18 protein-coding genes are annotated in these 19,779 nt (G+C 65.4%); 10 read left to right on the top strand and 8 right to left on the bottom strand.

Annotation, left to right across the window (positions count from 1 at the left end):
* Positions 1–20 precede the first annotated feature (20 nt).
* Positions 21–251, bottom strand: coding sequence for a hypothetical protein (locus ACETII_RS04050; RefSeq protein WP_363349631.1), 231 nt, complete (start codon positions 249–251; stop codon positions 21–23).
* A gap of 182 nt (positions 252–433) precedes the next feature.
* Here ACETII_RS04050 and ACETII_RS04045 point away from each other — a divergent pair, with 182 nt between their 5' ends.
* Complete coding sequence (locus tag ACETII_RS04045) at positions 434–952, top strand: hypothetical protein (RefSeq protein WP_363349630.1); 519 nt, start codon at positions 434–436, stop codon at positions 950–952.
* Positions 953–954: 2 nt separating this feature from the next.
* Here the strand turns inward: ACETII_RS04045 and ACETII_RS04040 are convergent, their stop codons facing one another.
* The 4 genes from ACETII_RS04040 to ACETII_RS04025 form a co-directional block, all read right to left on the bottom strand.
* Entirely contained in the window at positions 955–1,962 is a 1,008-nt protein-coding gene (locus ACETII_RS04040; RefSeq protein WP_472787224.1) for a WD40 repeat domain-containing protein, read from the bottom strand.
* A 13-nt stretch (positions 1,963–1,975) separates the two neighbouring features.
* The gene (locus tag ACETII_RS04035; protein WP_472787223.1) at positions 1,976–3,211 is read right to left on the bottom strand and encodes a hypothetical protein; all 1,236 of its coding nucleotides are present in this window, start codon (positions 3,209–3,211) and stop codon (positions 1,976–1,978) included.
* A 90-nt stretch (positions 3,212–3,301) separates the two neighbouring features.
* Positions 3,302–4,438, bottom strand: coding sequence for a tRNA epoxyqueuosine(34) reductase QueG (queG, locus tag ACETII_RS04030; RefSeq protein WP_472787222.1), 1,137 nt, complete (start codon positions 4,436–4,438; stop codon positions 3,302–3,304).
* Between the two features lie 52 nt (positions 4,439–4,490).
* Positions 4,491–5,171: a glutathione S-transferase family protein gene (locus ACETII_RS04025; protein WP_363349626.1), complete on the bottom strand. Its 681-nt coding sequence runs from the start codon at positions 5,169–5,171 to the stop codon at positions 4,491–4,493.
* 226 nt (positions 5,172–5,397) lie between these two features.
* Here ACETII_RS04025 and ACETII_RS04020 point away from each other — a divergent pair, with 226 nt between their 5' ends.
* The 9 genes from ACETII_RS04020 to ACETII_RS03980 all read left to right on the top strand — a co-directional run bounded on the left by ACETII_RS04020 (position 5,398) and on the right by ACETII_RS03980 (position 14,696).
* Positions 5,398–6,099, top strand: a complete 702-nt coding sequence (locus ACETII_RS04020; protein ID WP_363349625.1) for an SIMPL domain-containing protein — start codon at positions 5,398–5,400, stop codon at positions 6,097–6,099.
* Positions 6,100–6,265: 166 nt separating this feature from the next.
* A complete protein-coding gene (locus ACETII_RS04015) occupies positions 6,266–6,664 on the top strand; it encodes an ArsC/Spx/MgsR family protein (protein WP_472787221.1) in 399 nt (132 codons plus the stop codon).
* Positions 6,665–6,748: 84 nt separating this feature from the next.
* Positions 6,749–7,033, top strand: coding sequence for a DUF1488 family protein (locus ACETII_RS04010; protein ID WP_363349623.1), 285 nt, complete (start codon positions 6,749–6,751; stop codon positions 7,031–7,033).
* Positions 7,034–7,180: 147 nt separating this feature from the next.
* Entirely contained in the window at positions 7,181–8,179 is a 999-nt protein-coding gene (locus ACETII_RS04005) for a sulfate ABC transporter substrate-binding protein (protein WP_363351195.1), read from the top strand.
* The gene (gene cysT, locus ACETII_RS04000) at positions 8,176–9,039 is read left to right on the top strand and encodes a sulfate ABC transporter permease subunit CysT (protein WP_363349622.1); all 864 of its coding nucleotides are present in this window, start codon (positions 8,176–8,178) and stop codon (positions 9,037–9,039) included. Before ACETII_RS04005 ends, cysT begins: the two co-directional genes overlap by 4 nt.
* Positions 9,032–9,925, top strand: coding sequence for a sulfate ABC transporter permease subunit CysW (gene cysW, locus ACETII_RS03995; protein ID WP_472787220.1), 894 nt, complete (start codon positions 9,032–9,034; stop codon positions 9,923–9,925). The genes cysT and cysW overlap by 8 nt, the downstream gene beginning before the upstream one ends.
* On the top strand, positions 9,921–11,009 hold the full coding sequence (locus ACETII_RS03990; RefSeq protein WP_363351193.1) for a sulfate/molybdate ABC transporter ATP-binding protein: 1,089 nt from the start codon (positions 9,921–9,923) through the stop codon (positions 11,007–11,009). Before cysW ends, ACETII_RS03990 begins: the two co-directional genes overlap by 5 nt.
* 32 nt (positions 11,010–11,041) lie before the next feature.
* The gene (tam, locus tag ACETII_RS03985; RefSeq protein WP_472788214.1) at positions 11,042–11,818 is read left to right on the top strand and encodes a trans-aconitate 2-methyltransferase; all 777 of its coding nucleotides are present in this window, start codon (positions 11,042–11,044) and stop codon (positions 11,816–11,818) included.
* A 172-nt stretch (positions 11,819–11,990) separates the two neighbouring features.
* Positions 11,991–14,696 carry an alginate export family protein gene (locus tag ACETII_RS03980; RefSeq protein WP_472787219.1) on the top strand — a complete coding sequence of 902 codons (2,706 nt, stop codon included), beginning with the start codon at positions 11,991–11,993 and terminating at the stop codon, positions 14,694–14,696.
* Between the two features lie 46 nt (positions 14,697–14,742).
* Here ACETII_RS03980 and ACETII_RS03975 read toward each other — a convergent pair whose 3' ends face one another.
* The 3 genes from ACETII_RS03975 to ACETII_RS03965 all read right to left on the bottom strand — a co-directional run bounded on the left by ACETII_RS03975 (position 14,743) and on the right by ACETII_RS03965 (position 19,708).
* Positions 14,743–16,797, bottom strand: a complete 2,055-nt coding sequence (locus ACETII_RS03975; RefSeq protein ID WP_472787218.1) for a M3 family metallopeptidase — start codon at positions 16,795–16,797, stop codon at positions 14,743–14,745.
* A gap of 69 nt (positions 16,798–16,866) precedes the next feature.
* Entirely contained in the window at positions 16,867–17,682 is an 816-nt protein-coding gene (locus ACETII_RS03970) for a hypothetical protein (protein WP_472787217.1), read from the bottom strand.
* Between the two features lie 265 nt (positions 17,683–17,947).
* Positions 17,948–19,708, bottom strand: a complete 1,761-nt coding sequence (locus ACETII_RS03965) for a PQQ-dependent sugar dehydrogenase (protein WP_472787216.1) — start codon at positions 19,706–19,708, stop codon at positions 17,948–17,950.
* Between the last annotated feature and the right edge of the window lie 71 nt (positions 19,709–19,779).

Genomic DNA, 19,779 nt, shown 5'->3' with positions numbered 1-19,779 from the left:
TCCGCTCCTCCGTCACTGGCTCAGCTGTGCAGTTCTTTCCCGCCGGGCCAGGCAGGCTCCTTCTTCTGCTCGTAGTCGCTATAGGCCTTTTTGAGGCCGCACAAGACTTCCGCCGAGGTCTCGAACATCGCCTTGAGCTGCGGCTCCTCGACTTTCTCGATATCCTCGCGCAGCCGGTTGATCGTCTCCTGGAGATGCAGGGACATGTCCCGAATGCAGTGGTGCGGGTCGCTTTCGGCTTTGTTGGTCATGGCACGGCTCGATTTGTGTCGAAGTGCGTGTTCAACCCCGGAGCCGGCGGCGGCGTTCCCCGCTCTTCTCGCGCGCGGGCGCAGGAGACAGGATTGGCGGGTTCCTCCTCTCCCGGCTTGCGGGGAGAAGTCGGGTGAGCGGCCCGGGGGTGAGCCGGGCAAGGAGGCAAGGAGGAAGAGTCGTGAGTTTGGCGCCGCGCGGCGCGCGCTCCTTTGAGACGATCGAACTCGGCGACCTGCACAGGCTGGCCTCCGTCGCGCTCGCGCGGATCGACGCCGCCTTTGCGAAGCGCCCCGCCAAGCGGGCTCTTTACGAAGGCCGTCTCCTGGGGGTCTGCCTGTGTCAGGGCGCCGCTGATCACTATGTCGACCCCGTCTCGAGCCGCGGCGTCCATGATTTCGATCTGTGGGCGTTCTTCGCGCGCCCCGTCGGCGGCAAATTATGGAACCGCAAGCCCTTCACGGCGGATTTCGGCCCGTCGAAATTCGGGCGCAGCCCGCTCGATCCGGCGCGATACGCAGGACGGCGCGTGGATGTTCTGTGGCGCGACGTCACGGTTATCGCCGAGGAGGCGCCGGCGGCGTCGCTGCGTCGCTATTTCGAGGAGCCGCGCACGGCGAGCGCGCGAGCGCTGCGGCTGAAGGCCGCCGTGCTGGTCTTGCCGGAACATTCCGCCGGCGAGGTCCTGTGGCGGCCGTAGAGCTACCCCTTCGGCAGGGTCAGCAGCCCCGCCGCGCCATCCTCCGCGCCATAGAGCAGCCGCGCGCCTTTGGCGTCCCAGGCCAGCGCGCTGATGCGGGCGTTTTTCGCTCCTTCGGCCGGCTTGCGAATGAGGATCTCCGAGCCGTCGGTGATTCGCGCGAGCATCACCAGCCCGTCGTCGAATCCGATGGCGACGACCAGCGCGCCGGGGTGGAAGGCGACGCGGGTGACCGGGACATTGGCGCGAACGCCGCATTCGCGCGGCGTCTGGCCCATCGGCCCGTCCTTGCCCGTGAACGGCCAGATGATGCAGGCGTCGGCGCCTGAGGTCGCGAGCCATTTTCCGTCATAGGACCAGGACAGGCTGCGCGTCTTGCCCGGATAGCCCGCCATGCGCATGTGCTTGCTGTCGGCGAGCCGCCAGCCATGCAACGTATTCTCCTGCATGGAGGTGATCAGAAAGCGCCCATCCGGCGAGACCGTGGCGTCGAGATGCGAGCCGCTCCAGGTCAAGACCTCGGGCTTGCCGGCGTTCGGGAACCACAGCGTCGCGCCATTGTAATGAGCGGCGGCGAGGCGATAGCCCTTGGGGAAGAAGGCGAGGCCCCGGCAGGTCGACGGCAGATCGAGCGACTTGACTTCACCCTTGGCGGAACGGGCACGGGCGTTGCGCCCCACGGACCAGGCGACGGCGCCCTCCTGGAGAGCGACCGCGTCGATCCATTTGCCCTGTTCATCGGCGAGGGTTTCCGTCGCTCCCGAGGGCCCGGTCGCGACCACGCGTCCGTCATCGCCGCCCGTGATCAGGCGGCGCCCGTCGCTCGCGGCGACCAGTATGGCGGCGTCGGGATGGGCGGTCACGAGGCGGACTTCCTCCGCTTCCCCGAGACGGATGACGCCGTCGGCCAGCGCGAAGGCCGGCGCGTCGCCGAGCCAGGCGCCGGCGACGACCGGCTGGCCGAGCGCGAGCGGCTCGACCGCGGAAGTCAGCGAAGGATAGTCGGCCAAATTTTCTCTCTCGTCAGGCGGCGTCGTCGGCCGGGGCCGCGCCAAAGCCGATCGGCACGACCGGGCGGCGCTTGCGGAACTGGCCGCGCATTACCAGAGCGAAGGCGATGGCGTCGAGCCCGGCGAGGGTCAGCCACCAGAGCTGCTGGGCCGCCGGGCCGAGCAGGCAGATGACGAAACCGGCCCCGATCCCGCCGAGCAGAAAAGGCGCAAGCGCCGGGCGGGCCTCCCCGACGAGGAGGCTCGCGCGGGCCAGCACGAGGGCCAGCGCGAGCGCGCCGACCGCGCCGAGATCGAACCAGATCTGAAAGACGAGGCTGCGCGGCGTCATGGCGGGCAGATAGCCGCCGAGCATGCCCCAGGTTGCGGCGCCGAAGCCATGGCCGAGCAGGGTGCGCCATCCGTCGCTGGCGATCATCTGACCCCAGAAGGCAAGATAGCGGAAAAAACCCTGGGCAGGGTCCGTCCAGACCGCATGGGCGCCGAGCGCAGCCAGCGGCGCGAACAAGACGATCGCCGTCATGAGACCGGCGAGGACAACCGACATGGTTCGCGCCCGGCCGAAAGCCGCGGCGAAGACCAGCGCGCCGCCGAACAACGCGGGCAGGGCGTTGGGAGCCCCCGCGAGACCGCAGGCGACGATGGTCGCAAAGCCCAGGGCGCCCGCCCAAAACCAATGGCCGCGCACGGCGAGCGCGCCCATCCCCGGCCAGACGAGCAGTGCGAGGCCGAGGCCTGCGCGACCGAGCGGGCCGACGTCGAGAATGTCCTCGACCGTATATTTGGGCGCGAGCAGCAAGGTCACCGCGACAAGCGCCAGCGCCGCCGCGCCCACGCCGATCGGAAGCAGATTGAGATTGGACGTCTTGGTGCGCAACGGCATGAGTCCCGCCGCCGCCGCGACCAGCAGCATCGTCCCCGCCGCTTTGGCGAAGCGTTCGGCCGATCCTTCGAACGGCGTCCAGATCAGCGACACGCCCGCCCATATGCCAAGCAGGAGCGCCGCCCAGACAGGCGGCGACTGGAACAAGGCGCGCAGCGAGCCGCCCGAGCCGCCGTTGGTATGGGACAGCATCGCGGAAACCAGCAGCAGCGCCGCGCCGATGGGCAAGAGGATATATACGGTCTGGCGCGCCAAAATCGGCGCGGGCAATGCGATGACGAAGAGCATGAAAACGCCGAGCCGAAGCAGGAGGCGGGCAGCCTCCTCGGCGGGGTCTTCGGCGGGTCGTCTCGAAAAGGTAATCATGCCAATCGCGCCCGTGGGGCTCTGCAATTTGTCCTTCTCTTCAGATTAGACCGATTCCACCGCGGGCAAGTGTGCTGCAGCGCAAAATTCTCACGGCGACGCCGCTTTTTGGGGAAGCTGTGTCTCTTTTGCCCATTCGTCGCGGACCGTGGGCTCTGGCTCCGAGCCGGCGCGTTCTTGCAATGCAAGGAGGCGTTCGGGCGCGAGCCGCGCCAGGGCCCAGACGGCTGCGCCGCGAATAAGCGGATCAGGGTCGTCGAGCAGCCGCTCCGCGGGCGCGGCGAGCGCCGGGTCGCCGCTGTTGCCCATGGCGATCAGCACATTGCGCAGGAAGCGCCCACGGCCGATGCGCTTGATCGGCGAGCCGGAGAAGAAGGCGCGAAATCCCGCCTCATCGAGCCGCGCGAGGTCTCCGAGCGGCGGACTTTCCAATTCAGGCCGCGCCGCAAGCTTCGCCTCCCGCGCGGTCTGCGCGAATTTGTTCCAGGGACAAACGGCGAGGCAGTCGTCACAGCCATAGACGCGGGCGCCGATGGCGGACCTGAAGGGGCGCGGAATCGGGCCTTTGTGCTCGATCGTGAGGTACGAGACGCAGCGTCTTGCGTCGAGCCGATAAGGTCCGAGAAAGGCTTGCGTCGGGCAGGCGTCGAGGCAGGCGCGGCAGGAGCCGCAATGATCGGGCTCGGGCGCGTCGGGCGCGAGGTCGAGCGTCGTGAAAATGGCGCCCAGAAACAGCCAGGAGCCGAAGTCCCGCGACACGAGGTTGGTGTGTTTGCCTTGCCAGCCGAGACCCGCGCTCTGGGCGAGCGGCTTTTCCATCACGGGCGCCGTGTCGACGAAGACTTTCACATCGCCGCCGCCCCCGCGTTTCAGCATGAAGGCGGCAAGCTGCTTGAGCCGGCCCTTGATCACGTCGTGGTAGTCGCGGTGGCGCGCATAGACGGAGATCGCGCCCGCCCCCGGGGTTGCGAGGGCGGCGAGGGGGTCGGAATCCGGGCCGTAATTGACGCCCAGCATGACGACGCTTCGCGCCTCGGGCCACAACGCCTTCGGCGCGGCCCGTCGGTCCGCGGTCTCCGCCATCCAGGCCATGTCGCCATGGGCGCCCATGTCGAGCCAAGCGCGCAGCCGCAAAGCGAGTTCGGGCGCCGCCTCGGCGGCCGTAAAGCGGCAGGCGTCGAAGCCAAGCGACAGGGCGTGGGCGCGGATCGCGCTTTCGAGGTCCATTGCGGCGAATATAGCGCGAACCGCCGTTTGCCGGCCTTCCCGAATGGCGGGCTTAGAAGTCCAGCAACGCGTAGACGGGGCCGGGCGTCATGCCCGGCGCGCGATCGGCGAGCAGCGGCCGAAAGGCGGGGCGCGACTTGATGCGCTGATACCAGTGTTTCGCCGCCTCGTCCTCATCCCACGGCGCATCGCCGACGTAATCGACGCAGGAGAGATGCGCGGCCGCGGCGAAATCGGCGTAGGACAGGCGATCGCCGGCGAGCCAGTTCCGATGGCTCGTGAGATAGCCGATATAGCGCATGTGATGGCGGATATTGGCGCGCGCCACGCGCACGAGATCCATGTCCGGCGCGCCGCCCTGCGGCGAGAAGCGCTTGTAGACTTTCTCCGTGACCAGCCAGCCCGAGACTTCCTCGAAGAATTTGACGTTGAACCAGTCGACGAGACGTCTCGTCTCGATGCGGGCGAGCTTTTCGGTCGGCAGCAGCCGATGCGGGCCGCGCCCGTCGCCATAGGCCTCGTCGAGATAGTCGGCGATGACCCCGCTCGTAACGATGGCGCCGTCGTCGTCGACGAAGACCGGCGTGCGTCCCGCCGGATCGAGAGCGAGGAATTCAGGCCGCCGGTCGAAGGGGCGTTCCTCGATCAACTCGGCGGCGACGCCATATTCGGCGAGAATCAGCCGGACAAAGCGGGAGTGCGGGCAGAGCGGGTAATGGTAAAGAAGGGGCATGAGGCCTGTTCGCGGGGGCGCGGGACGGCCGCGCTCGGGTTCTAGTAAGGTTGAACTGGACTAGCGCTCTTTTCCGCCACATGGAACCATGCGTCGGCGGAAATCGCGCGGCCACGCAACGGAGCGGTAGCAATCGAAGAACTTTGCCAAGTTTTTCTTAAGGACCGAGCCTAAAACCGCAAGCCGGCTGTTTTGCGGCCTTTATGGCGCAGCTCAAGGATAGCTCATGATTCGTCTTGTTTTCGTGGTTTCGCTCATTCTCGTCGGTTACGCTCAAGCTGAGTCCCTCAAAGATTCGGTCCCCAATGTGGCGGTCGTCGGCGAGGCGGCCGAAGACGTCGCGCCGGACCGGGCGATCCTGCGCTTTGGCGTCGTGACCGACCGTCCGACAGCCGCCGCCGCCGCCGCCGACAACGCCGCGGCCGTGACGGCGATCCTCGCCGACCTCAAGTCGCTCGGCGTCGCCGACGCGGATGTGCAGACGGAAACCGTCTCCCTCGCGCCGCTCAATCCGGACGAACGCGACGCCAAGGGCAAGCTGCGGCCGGCTCAGGGCTACCGCGCGAGCAATATGCTCACGGTCTTCGTCAAGCCGGTGGACAAGGCGGGCGACGTCATCGGCCGGGTCATCGACAAGGGGGCCAACAGCGTCGAGGGGGTCGACTACGATCACTCGAATGTCGAAGCGAAGCGGGACGACTTGCGCGCCAAGGCCGTGAAGGACGCCGAGCGCCGCGCGCGCATCTATGCGGAGGCCGCGGGGCTGCGTCTCGCGCGGGTGATCGAGATTCGTCCGCTGTCGGACGAGCAGCCGATCGCCTTCAAGGCGCGCGTCGCAGCCGCTCCGCCGGCGGCCTCCGTTCCGCTGCGGCCCGGCGCGCAGCGCATCAGCGAGCGCGTCTCGATCATCTGGGCGCTGGGGCGTTGATGAAACGGGCGGCGCTTTGCCGTGCAGATTGCGAGAAATAACAGCGCGGCGCCTAGCGGCTTGCACGCCATTCGGGCGCTGCGCTGCAGCAGTCGCGCTGTAAAATGCGTTGGGCGATAGGCAATGGCCATATCGGGCCATATCGCCCGCACATGTGAGGCCGCCCATGGCGAACGTCATTTTTTATGAAAAGCCCGGCTGCGCCAGCAACGCCAAACAGAAAGCTCTGCTGATCGCCTCCGGCCATCGGGTCGACGCCCGCGACCTTTTGCGCGAACCCTGGAGCGCATCGAGCCTCCGTCCCTTCTTCGGCGAAAAGCCGGTGCGGGAGTGGTTCAATGCGGCGTCTCCACGCGTGAAGTCGGGGGAAGTCAATCCGGATCGCGTCAATCCGCAGGAGGCGATCGTCATGATGATCCTCGATCCCGGCCTAATCCGCCGTCCGCTGATGCGCATCGGCGACCACTGCGAGTCGGGCTTCGACCCTGCCCAAGTGCGCCGCTGGATCGGACTCGAGCCGGAGGCCGAGGGGTTCACCGACCGCTGCGCCATGGACGCGGCCTGAGGCTTTCCGGGGCCAACTCTAGAACGGAACAAAGGCGACGTCTCACGGATTTCTTTTCGGAAGGGAAGCAAGAGACGAGAGCCGATGCTGCTTGAGCATATCGATTCAGAGGTCATCCGCGAGGAGAACGGCTTTTCCTTCTCCATGCGGGTCGCCGGTACGCAGCAGACAGTCCGCGTCTTCGTCTCCGACGAGGCGCTCGAGGGCGACTTCGGCGTTCCCGAAGAAGAAGACGAACTGCGCGGGCAGTTCGACTCGGACCGCCCGGAGCTCGAGTGCGTCGCCAGCGAGAAATACAGCCTCGGGCGCGTCGCCGCCGACGGCGTCGTCGCCATCACCCTCGCCGACGTGATGAAATTCATCGAATAAGCCGCTGTCCGCGCCCGAACTGTCTACACGGCCAAAAAAGCGCTTGCGTCGTAGTCTAGTCCAGCTATAGACTTTGTAAGTCTTATAGATGGAGTGGTTAGCATGGCTAAGGCTAGGGAGGGGCTTATTTCGCTTCTTCGCATCGCGATGGTCGCCGGCGTCGGTTTGGGCCTGCTTGGCGTTGCGTCGGCGCAGGCGGGGCAGACGCTGCTGAACGTGTCCTATGATCCGACCCGAGAGCTCTACAAGCAGATCAACCCGGCGTTCATCGCCGACTGGAAAGCGAAGACGGGCGAGACGGTGGAAGTCCAGGCCTCGCACGCCGGGTCCGGCGCGCAGGCGCGCGCGGTGATCGACGGTCTCAACGCCGACGTCGTGACATTGGCGCTCGCCGCGGACATCGACGCCATCGCCAGCAAGAGCGGCAAGATTTCTGCGGACTGGCAGAAGCGCCTGCCCAATAACGCGTCGCCCTATACGTCGACGATCGTGTTCCTGGTGCGCAAAGGCAATGCGAAGGGGATCAAGGATTGGGACGATCTCGCCAAGCCGGGCGTCGCGGTCATCACGCCCAATCCGAAGACGTCGGGCGGCGCCCGCTGGAACTTCCTCGCGGCCTGGGGCTATGGGCTGAAGAAATTCAATGGCGACGAAGCGAAGACCAAAGACTTCCTCAAGGCGATCTTCCGCAATGCGCCCGTTCTCGATACGGGCGCGCGGGGCTCGACGATCACCTTCGCTCAGCGCGGTCTCGGCGATGTGCTGATCGCCTGGGAAAACGAGGCTTTCCTCGCTTTGAAGGAATTCGGGCCCGACAAATTCGAGATCGTCGCGCCGAAGCTCTCGATCCTTGCGGAGCCGCCGGTTGCGGTCGTCGACGCCAACGCTGAGGCCAAGGGCAACAAGAAGCTCGCGGAGGCCTATCTCGAATTCCTCTACAAGCCGGAGGCCCAGGCCATCATCGCCAAGAATTTCTATCGCCCCGCGCATCCGGAAGCGGCCGCCAAGGAGGATTTGAAGAAGCTCCCCAAGATCGAATTGATCACGATCGACAAGACCTTCGGCGGCTGGGCCGCCGCGCAAAAGAAGTTCTTCGCCGACGGCGGCGTCTTCGACGACATCCAGAAACAAGAGCCGGCGAAGTGACCTCCCCGACCTTCGCAGGCCGTTACGCTCGGCGCTTCACAGCGCCGAGCGTAATTCCAGGTTTTGGCCTCACCTTCGGCTACACGATCCTTTACCTGGGACTCGTCGTGCTGTTCCCGCTGGCGACGCTCGTGTGGCGCTCATCGGGGCTGGGGCTCTCCGGGCTTTACCAGATCGCCACGGAGCCGCGCGTCGCCGCGGCGCTGCACACGACCTTTTTGATGTCTTTCCTGGCGGCGGTCGTCGACCTCGTCTTCGGCCTGATCGTCGCCTGGGCGCTCACGCGCTACAATTTTCCCGGCCGGCGCCTGTTCGACGCCTTCGTCGATCTCCCCTTCGCCCTGCCGACGGCGGTGGCGGGCATCTCGCTTGCGGCGCTCTATGCGCCGAACGGCTGGTTCGGCGCGCCGCTCGCGGACGTCGACGTCAAGATCGCCTTCACGCGCTGGGGCATTCTCGTGGCGCTGATCTTCATCGGTCTGCCCTTTGTCGTGCGCACGGTGCAGCCCATTCTCTCAGAACTCGAAATCGAGCTCGAAGAGGCCTCGGCCACTTTGGGGGCGTCGCGCGTCCAGACAGTCGTACGCGTTCTGCTGCCGCCGCTGGCGCCGGCGCTGCTCACCGGCTTCGCGCTCGCTTTCGCGCGCGGGGTTGGCGAATACGGCTCGGTGATCTTCATCTCCGGCAACATCGCCTATGTGTCGGAGATCGCGCCCTTGCTCATCATCGTGAAGCTCGAACAATACGACTATGCGGGGGCGACGGGCATTGCGACCATCATGCTGGCGATCTCGTTCGTCGCGCTGCTTGTCATCAATCTCGTCCAGGCTTGGAGCCGAAAGAGGTTTGGCTATGTCTGAGGCGGTGGTTTCTTCTCTCGCAGCGCCGCAGCGGCGCGCCACGGCGCGGCCTGTCACACAGGACGCGCCCTTGGCGCGTTACGCGGTGATCGGAATTTCAGTCGTCTTCCTGCTGATCTTCCTCTTTGCGCCGCTCGCCGTCGTCTTTACCGAAGCGCTGAGCAAGGGCTACGCCGCCTTTGTCGAAGTCTTTCGCGAACCCGACGCCATTGCGGCCGTAAAACTGACCCTGTTCGTCGCCGCCATCGTCGTGCCGGCCAATCTGATATTCGGATTGGCGGCCGCCTGGTCGATCGCCAAATTCTCATTTCCTGGAAAGAGCCTGCTCATCACGCTCATCGATCTGCCGTTTTCGGTGTCGCCGGTCGTGTCGGGCCTGATCTATGTCCTCGTTTTCGGCGCGCAGGGCCTGTTCGGCAAATGGCTCACGGCGCATGGCGTGCAGATCATCTTCGCCGTGCCCGGCATTGTGCTCGCCACCATTTTCGTCACCTTCCCTTTCATCGCGCGCGAACTCATCCCGCTGATGCAGGAACAGGGGACTGTCGAGGAGGAGGCGGCGCTAACGCTCGGCGCCTCCGGATTCAAGACCTTCCTCACCGTGACGCTGCCCAACGTCAAATGGGGCCTGCTCTATGGCGTCTTGCTGTGCAATGCGCGCGCGATGGGCGAATTCGGCGCCGTGTCGGTCGTATCTGGACACATTCGCGGCCTCACCAATACGATCCCTCTGCAAGTCGAGATACTTTACAATGAGTACAACAATGTCGCCGCTTTCGCTCTCTCGGTCCTTCTGGCGAGCCTTGCGCTCGTCACCCTTGGGCTCAAGACCTTCCTCGAATGGCGCCACGCTGACGCGCTCGCCGGGCGCGTCAGGCGCCATTGAGGCGCATGGCGTCGCGATTCGCATCGAAGGCGTCGAGCAGGATTTCGGCGCCTTTCCGGCGCTGCGCGACGTCAGCCTCGACATTCGGCCGGGCGAACTCGTGGCGCTGCTCGGGCCCTCCGGCTCCGGCAAGACCACGCTGCTGCGCGTCATCGCCGGACTGAACACGCCCGATCGGGGCCACGTCTATTTCGACGACAAGGATGCGACGGCGCTTACCGTGCAGGAGCGACGCGTCGGGTTCGTCTTCCAGAATTACGCGCTGTTCAAACATATGACGGTCGCGGAAAACATCGCCTATGGCCTGAAGGTGCGGCCGCTGCGCTCGCGGCCGGCGCGGCGCGACATCGCGGCGCGGGTAGAGGAGCTTCTGCGCTTCGTCCAGCTCGACGGGCTCGGCGGCCGCTATCCCGCGCAGCTCTCCGGCGGACAGCGCCAGCGCGTGGCGCTGGCGCGCGCGCTGGCGATCGAACCGCGCGTGCTGCTGCTCGACGAGCCCTTTGGCGCTCTCGACGCCCGCGTCCGCAAGGATCTGCGCCGCTGGCTGCGCGACGTGCACAAGGAGACAGGGCTCACCACGGTTTTCGTCACGCACGATCAGGACGAAGCGATGGAGCTCGCCGACCGCGTCGTCGTGCTCAACGAGGGGCAAATCGAGCAGATCGGCACCCCGGCCGAACTCTACGACCAGCCCGCGTCGCCCTTCGTGATCTCCTTTGTGGGCGAGGCAGTCGCGCTTCCGGTCATGATCGCAGCCGGGCACGTGAAGTTCGGCAATCGGGAGCTGCATATCGACACGCATGGCTTGCGCAGCGGTCCGGCGCGCGTCTTTTTCCGCCCGGCCGATATCGCCGTCGCCAGCAGCGGCCAGGGCGAGCTCGAAGGGCGCGTCGAGAGCTTGCGCCGCACGCCGGCGGGCGTGCGCGCGCGTATCGCCATCGACGGCTATGACCAGACGCTCGAGATCGATTCCCCGCTCGAAAAGGCCGCCGCGCCGGGCGACCGCGTGCCGCTCACGCTCGCCAATGCGCGTATTTTTCCGGCGCGTGAAGAAGACTATATCGACGCAGGGGAGGGCATTTGACGGCCGCCGCCGAAGCCCCTTGCGAGGAAGCCATCTCCTCGCCCGACTGGAACTCGGATCTCTATTTGAAATTCGAGGAAGAGCGGACGCGCGCCGCACGCGATCTGCTCGCGCGAATTCCTTATTGCGAAACAAGAGCCGTCTTCGATCTTGGTTGCGGTCCGGGCAACAGCACGGAATTGCTGACGCGGGGGTTTCAGGGCGCAGACATCGTCGGCGTCGACAAGTCCGACAATATGCTCGCCGTCGCCCGCGCGCGGGTGCCGGTCGCGCGCTTCATCAAGGAAGACATTGCGCATTGGCGCCCGCCCGCGTCGGCCGACGTTATCTTCGCCAACGCCACCCTGCATTTCCTGCCGGATCACCGCAGCGCGATCGAGCGTCTGGTCGAATCGCTTGGCCCCGGCGGACGACTCGCCGTGCAAATGCCCGACAATACGTTCGAGCCGTCGCATGCGGCGATGCGCATGGTCGCCGCCGACGGCCCCTGGGCGAATCGCCTCGTGCCGGTCGCCAAATCGCTCACCGTCATCGGTCAGGCGGAGGAGTATTATGATTTGCTGGCGCCGCTTTGTCGGTCCATCGACATCTGGAAGACGGTCTATATTCACCCGCTCGAAGGGCCGGATGACGTCGTCCAATGGTTCGCCGGGTCGGGCCTGCGGCCGTTTCTCGATCTGCTGAGTGCGCCGGAGAGCGCCGATTTCCTCGCACGCTACCGTGAGCGATTGGCGCAGGCCTATCCCCGGCAGCCGAACGGCAAGGTGCTGTTGCGCTATCCGCGGCTCTTCTTCGTCGTGCAAAAATAGCGGGGCGAGGGACAGAGTGTTGCTTTCCCGCAACGACGAGCAGTTAAGTTCATTTAGTCCATTAAATCGCTAGACAAGGACTTGTTCGTAGCGTTGATTTGACCTCAGTCAGGCTGGCGCCGCGGCGCGACCTCGTCGGCTGAAAGAAAACCAACAAGCGAGAATTCCTCCCATGGCAAAGTTGCGACATTTGAAACTCGGCGTGGCTGTTGCGGCTCTGGCGGTGTCGACCGGCGCTGTGCGCGCAGAGGATCAGAAGGCGTCGCCCTCTGTCGCGACGAAGACGGAGTCCGCCGCCGGGAAAGGCAAGCAGTCGGACGCGACGCGCGGCGAGGCGAAAGCGGATCAAAAAGGCGTGGCCGCCAAGGGCGACGGGGCCAACAAGGGCGACGGGGCCAACAAGGGCGACGCCGCCAAGGGCGACGCGGCGAAGGGCGACGGGGCCAAGGGCGCGGCGGCGAAGCCGGGCGACGCCAAGCCAGAAGAGAAGAAGAGCTATTACGTGCCGACGCGCGGCTATCGCCTCGAGCCGCAGCCCGACATTCCGCCTTACGTGCGCAATCTCGGCAAGACCTATCCGCAGTTCGAAGGGATAGACTGGCTCAACGTCGGCCTCGATTCGCGCGTGCGGTTCGAATATCGCCAGAACGACTATCGGCCCTGGACCGACACGACCACTTATCCGCCGACGTCGCAGCGGCGCTATTTCCCCAATTCGCTGTGGCTGTCGCGCACGCGCGTTTATCTCGGCATCCAGAATATCCTCGATCCGTTCCGCGCCGTGGTCGAGTTTCAGGATTCCCGCGCCTTCAACAGCATCTATCAGCTGCAGGGCCAGGAGATTAACCAGACTGATCTGATTTCGGCCTATGGCGAACTCTATTTCAAGGACGCCTTCGGCAAGGATCCGCGCGGCAACGATCGTCCGCTCACGGTGCGCGCCGGCCGCTTCCACTTCGAACTTCTCGACCGCCGCCTCATCGCCGAAAACGAGTTCCGCAACACGACGAATAATTTCGAAGGCTTCCGCGTCAAGGTCGGCAAGAAGGACAACGACTGGGACCTCGACAGCTTCTTCATGCGGCCGGTGGTTCGGCTGCCCTATCAGTTCGACCGGCCCGACTGGCAGAACTGGGTCTATGGCAGCGTGTTCAGCTTCCGTCGCTTCTCGGAATACGTCACCGTCCAGCCGTATTTCCTCGGCCGCACCCAATATGGCGACCCGTCCAATCCGTCGAATGCGCTCAAGACCCATCGCGAGACCTATGCGCCGGGCGTGCGCATGTATGGCGTCATCGGCAATTTCGATTACGACTTCGACATCAACAAGCAGTTCGGCTCCTTCGGGCGCCTGCAGACGGCGGCGCCTTATCTCGGCACGAACACCTCGATCCAGATCACGCCGACCTTCATCAACCAGGTCACCTCGCAAAACAGCGTCGAAGTGACGGTTCCGCACAACGCCTTGGCCTGGGGGCTGGAGCTCGGCTACACTTTCTCCGAGCACCCCTGGAAGCCGCGCATCAGCACGGTCTATGTCTATGGCTCGGGCAACGGCAGCCCGTTCAATTACTCGAACAGCAATTTCGATATTTTCTACGGCTTCAACCAGCCGTTCTCGCGCAACGACTATTTCGCCTGGAACAACATCAAGGACCCGAAGGTCCGATTGGAGTTCACGCCGGCGAAGAACCTGCAGATCGACACGGCGTTCAGCGCCTATTGGCTGGCGAGCCCGGCCAACGCCTGGGACCGCGCCAATCTGTTCGCGCCGCTCGGCAACCGGGGCAATTTCCTCGGCACGGAATTCGACATCCGCGCCCGCTACAAGCTGTCGCAGTTCATCAACATCACGGCGAGCTATGCGCGCTTCTGGCCAGGGTCGTTCACATCGAGCTTCGCGCCGCCGGTGGCGTTCCAGCAATGGCCGGCGCCTTATTCCAACGCGGCCTTCGGCGTCACCCAGACCGGCACGACCTGGGGCCTGACCTCGAAGCCGACGGACTTCTTCTATCTGGAGGCGACGGCCAACGCTTTCGGCGACGGCCAGCCGATCACCAAGGATCCGGTGACGCAGCTTTGGGGCGCGGTGGGCCCGGGCGGCAAGCCGTTGGCGCCGAGCTGGCGCGACGTCTATGTGGGCCTGAACGGCGGCGGCGCCTGGTCGAACCCGACGACGCGGACGGTGACGGGCGCGACCTCGCAGGCCGTCGCCAGCAATCCGGTCGCGGCGGCGTCGCGGCTGATGGATGGCGACAACCAGCTGGCCGGCTTCATCGGCGGCCTGCAGCTCGGCGCCAATTGGCGCTTCGATCCGGGCGTCGTGGCGGGCGTCGAGGCCGATCTGCATGGCGTGTCGGGCAACACCGACACGACGATGCAGGGCTCGGTGATCGCCGTCGGCAGGCCGACTTATGTGAACTACGGCCAGCGCACCGCGACGCTGAACTATCTCGGCACCATCCGCGGGCGGCTCGGCTTTTTGCCGACGCCGACGCTGCAGCTCTATGGGACCGGCGGTCTGGCCTATGGCGGGGTGATTTCCAATACGGCGCTGTTCACCGCGCCGAACGGCAATCCCGCGGTCTCCAATTGGACGCTGTCCAGCGCGCAATTCACCGACTCGCTTCTCGGCTGGACGGCGGGCGGCGGCGTCGAATGGATGTTCATGCCGAACTGGAGCGTGAAGGCCGAATATCTCTATTACAATCTCGGCGACGCGACCGCGACCGGCTATAACGCGCTGCGCTACACCGGCTCCAATGTCGGCCTGCCGAACGTCGCCTATAATTACGGCCTGACCACCCGCACCAAATTCGACGGCAATCTCGTCCAGGCCGGAATCAACCGACACTTCGATCTGTTCGCCGAGCAGTGAGCCGCGCGCGAGGGCCTGCGCGATCTGCGCAGGCCTCTTCGCCGCTTTAGGTCGTCTTATCCCCGAAACCGCGTTGGCGCAGAAGCGGCTCCGCAGTCGGCATCCGACCACGAAAGGACGTATAGGCGTCGGCGGCGTCCTGCCGACCGCCGGCCGCATAAATAAAGGTCTTGAGCTTCTCCGCGACATCTGCGTGGAAGGGGTCGCCCGTCTCTTTGAAGGCTTCGAAGGCGTCGGCGTCGAGCGCCTCCGCCCAGAGATAGCTGTAGTAACCAGCCGAATAGCCGTCGCCCGAAAAGATGTGACTGAAGTGCGGCAACCGATGCCGCATGACGATTTCCTCCGGCATCCGGATCTTTGCGAGACTTTCCCGCTCGAAGTCGCCGACGCTGACACCCTCTGGAAAGCTTTGGGCATGAATGTCGAGATCGACATAAGCGGAGGCGCAGAACTCCACCGTCGCGAAGCCCTGATTGAAATGCCGAGACGCGGCGATGCGCTGGAGGAGATCGTCGGGCATGGGCGCGCCGGTTTCGGCGTGCCGCGCGAACTGCTTCAGGACGGCGGGCTCGAGAAGCCAATGTTCGAAGAGCTGTGAAGGCAATTCAACGAAATCGCGCGCGACGCTTGTTCCCGAGACCAGAGGGTAAGTGACGTCGGACAGCATGCCATGCAGGGCGTGTCCGAACTCGTGGAACAACGTGCGCGCGTCGTCGAGACTCAACAGCGTCGGCTCGCCCTCCGCGCCCTTGGTGAAATTCATGACATTGACGATGATCGGCCGCACCTCGCCATCGAGCTTGTGCTGCGAGCGGAAGTCCGACATCCAGGCGCCGCTGCGCTTCGAGGGCCGCGCGAAATAATCGGCGAGAAACAGCGCCACATGACGGCCGTCGCGGTCGAGGGCCTCGAAGGCGCGAACGTCGGGATGATAGAGATCGAGCCCTTCCTGCGCGACGAAACGCAGGCCGAAAAGTCTCTCGGCGACATGGAAGGCGGCTTCGATCATCCGATCGAGCTGAAAATACGGGCGCAGCGTCGTCTGGTCGAGATCGTAAAAATCCTTGCGAACGCGCTCCGCGTAATAGCGCCAATCGTGGCCCGCCACTTCGAAGTTGGCGCCTTCCGCGTCGACGAGCGCCTGAATATTGGCGCGCTCTTCGGCGGCGCGCGCCAGCGCCGGCGTCCAGACGCGATCGAGGAGATCACGCACCGCTTCGGGCGTCTTCGCCATCGTGTCGTCGAGCTTGTAATCGGCGAAGCTCTCAAAGCCCAGAAGCGTCGCGCGCTCTTCGCGCAATTCGAGAATTTCGCGGATGACCGCAGCGTTGTCAGTCTCGCCGCCGCTTTCGCCGCGGCGCGTCCAGGCGCGATAGACGATTTCGCGCAGATCGCGGCGGGCCGAGCTTTGCAGAAAGGTTTCCGCGCTTGAGCGCGCGAGGCTCACCGCATATTTCCCCGGCGCGCCGCGCTCGATCGCGAGCCGCGCGGCCGCCGCGCGAAAATCGGGCGAAAGTCCATCGAGGTCTTCTTCGTCAAGAAGCAGCAGCCAGGCCGATTCATCGGCAAGGACATTCTGAGAGAAGCTGGTGGAGAGCGTTGCGAGCCGCTCCATGATCCCCTTGAGCCGCTCTTTCTGCTTTTCGTCGAGCCTCGCCCCCGCGCGCACGAAGTTCTTGTGCGTGAGCTCCAGAACGCGACGCTGCTCGGCCGTCAAGCCGAGGTCGGCGCGCTTTTCATGGAGCGCGTCGACGCGCGCGAACAGCGCCTTATTCATGGAGATTTCGCTCGCATGCCGCGACAGCGCGGCCGCCATCTCCCGCTCGCTCGCCTGCAACGCGGGGTTCGTGTCCGTCGCCGTGAGATTCCAGAAGACCGAGCCGACGTCGGTCAAAGTCTTCCCGGCGCGCTCCAGCGCCTCGATCGTATTTTCAAAGCTGGGCGACTCGGGATTTTGCGCGATGGCGTCGATTTCCGCCTTGTGACTGGAGAGGGCGACGTCGAACGCCGGGCTGAAGTCTTCGCTCTTGATCGCGCCGAAGGGCGGCAGTCCAAAAGGCGTGTCCCAGGTCGTCAGCAGCGGATTCGTGGAGTGCGGCATGGTCTTTCTCGGAAAGGCGCGCGCGCCTCGGGCGCGCAGGGGAAGACGTGGCGGTTTTTTTGAGGAAACTTAAAACCAGTCTTCGAAAGAAAAAGGCTCGAAGCCTTCGAGCTCCATTTCGATCGCGAAGGAAACGCCTCTGGAAATGAGCTGGTTGGCGAAGCCGATCCCGGCGACGGGCGTCGCGTGGGAGGACGACAGCTCCGCCACGGGCTCCCCTTCTATCACCGCCTGCTCCTTGCGGGCGATGCCGAGGACGCGCCCAGCCATCGGCGCCAGAACCGGAACGTCGCCGACTAAGCCGAGCGTGGCGCCGGGCTGTACGGCGGCGCCGATGGAGACATCCGCCCGGAAGAGACCAGCCGCCGGCGCGAGGACGTCGCGATGCTCGGGCGCGGCGGGCCGTCCGCGATTTTGCGTCGCCGCGCCTTTGCGACGAATGCCGCCGGGGTCGGGACCCTCGGTTTCAACGACGAGGTCGCAATCGCGACCGGGGAGGAAACCGGCTCCAAGTCCGATCGTGAGTTCGGCGTCGTCCGGGGAAGCGAGCGTTACGGGCTCTTTGTCTTCATGGACGGCGACGACGACGTCCCACGGCCAGCGCTCCAGCGCATCCGAATAGCGCCCGCGCAGGAGCGGAATAAACTCGCGCGTCCGCAGGCCGAGCTGGAATTCGGCGTTCACGTCGGCGCGCCGCGCCTCGACCCCATCGAGCAGGGCGTAGCCGTCGTACCAGGCGTCGGCGAAGCTCATCCGTCGGCGAAGCATGAAGGGCGCGGTCGCCCGGTAGAGGCTGACGGCGTAGCCCTCCGCAAAGAGGCGGCGGGCCACGGCCGAGGCCGTTTCGCCAATCCCGCAAACCAATATGCTTCTGTCGTTCGACATTGGCCGCTCCCGCCGACCCGTTACGCAATGCTACGTCATATGGGCGAAAAAGCCCACATAAGGATGCGCGTCGGACAGGCCGACGCCCGACTGCCGCCAACGGGCGCAAGGGAGCAAGTAAGGCGCCAGCGAAAGAGGCAGCCTAACGAAAACGCCCCGCCGTTACATCCACGGTCGGGGCGCCTCTTGTGTCAGCGTCTCCGCCGACTTGTCAAAAGGCTACCCGACTATTTGAGCAAAATAAAGGCGCCTGACACGTCAAAAGTCAGCCTCCCGGCGGCCGGCTGATCGCCCAGACATAAGCGGCGACGGCGGCGACGTCGGCGTCGTTCAGGTCGGCGCCGCCCCTGGGCGGCATGGGGCTTCTGAATTCCCTGGGTTGGCTCACGCCTTTGGCGATCACGTTGCGGATCGAGGCGAGGCTGCCGTCGCCCCATAGCCATTTGCCGCGCGTGAGATCGGGACCGAGCGGGGAGCCCTTGCCATTGTCGCCGTGGCAGCCCGAGCAGGTTCCGCCAGCCGCATGGCCGTTGAAGATGCGCTCGCCTTGCGCGACGTCGGCGTCGCTCGCGCCGGCCGGCGTCGGCAGCTTGCGTCCTTCCATGTGTCCGGCCTGCGGATTTGTTCCCTCCGGCGGCCCGGCTTCGCGTCCGGCGGTTTGCGCCGGCGCCGCTGGCGCCGCTTCCACCCCGGTCGTCGCGACGTCGCCATGGAAGGTGATGCGCCAGATGCGTCCGACGACGTCGTCCGAAACATAGAGCGCGCCATCCGGTCCGACGGCGACGCCGGAGGGACGATGCGCGGCGCCGCCCGGATCTTTGTGCGAACCGGCGAAACCGTCGGCGAAAACCACGTAGTCGCCCGTCGGTTGGCCGTCGGCCATGGGCTGGAACACGACATTATAGCCGCCCTGCGGGGCCGGCGCGCGGTTCCACGAGCCGTGAAAGGCGATGAAGAGTCCCCCGTCATAAGCGGTTGGAAACTGTCCGCCACGGTAGAGGGCGAGAGCGTTGGGCGCCCAATGGGCCGGGAAGGCGGCGAGCGGGCCCTGCTTCTCGGCGCAGATTCCAACGGCTTTGCCGCCATCGTCGCCATATTCCGGCGCCAGTACGCGCTTTTGCTGCGCGCCGTCGTAATAGCATTCGGGCCAGCCGTAATCGGCGCCTTGTTTCAGCTCGAGCAATTCTTCGGCAGGCAATTCCGGGCCCTGCTCGGGCCTGTAGAGTTTCGGCCAGTTTTCGGACAATTGATCGCGGCCGTGCTGCGTGACGAAGATGCGGTCGCCGTCGACGGCGATGCCCTCGCCATTGCGAATGCCCGTTGCAAACCGCTCGTTGGGCGAAAACTTCTGGTCTCGCTTCTTTGCGTCGTAGCGCCAGACGCCGGCGCGCGTTTCGAGCTCCCGGCAGGGGACGAGGCCCGGGGATTCGCGCATGCGGTTTTGCGCCTGGCAGGAATTCGTCGCCGAAGCGGAATCGAGATAGAGATTGCCCCGCGCGTCGATGGCGAAGGGATGCATGGGATGATCGCCGGTGAGCGGCAGACCGGAGACGACGGTCTCCGGCTTTCCTGACGGCGCGATCTCGCCTTGCGGAAGGCTGTAGCGCACAATCCTGTCGCCTTCTTCCGCGTAAAGCCCGCCGTCGTAAAGGGCGACGCCCGTGCCGCCGGAGCCGCCGCCGACGGGCGTCTCGCCAAAGCGTTTGACGATCTCGGCGCGGCCGTCGCCGTCGCCGTCGCGCAAGGCGACAAGGAAGCCGCCGGCCGGGGGTCGGGAGCGCCCGTAGTAGCGTCCGCTCCAGCTATTGACGTAAACGACGCCGTTCGGGGCGACCGCCATGTGGCGCGCGTGGCCGAGGCGGTCCGCGAAGATCGTGGCGCAAAAGCCGCGCGGCAGGGTCAGCCCGGCGTCGCCTCCCGGGCAGGCGGCGGCGCTCGGCGCGGCTGCTGACGGCCCCGCGGACAGCGCCAGCGCCAGGGCCGCAAACGAGACGGCGCACAAGGCGCCTGTTGAGCTTCGCCGCATGAGCGCCTCCTGCTTGTCGCGCGCCCTTTGAATTAGGGCGCCATACGGTCGCAAGGAAGCAGGCGCGGGCC

The organism is Methylocystis sp. NC52PC (assembly GCF_055698645.1).
The sequence above is the reverse complement of the archived record's forward strand: the minus strand, read 5'-3'. Positions and strand labels throughout refer to the sequence as shown.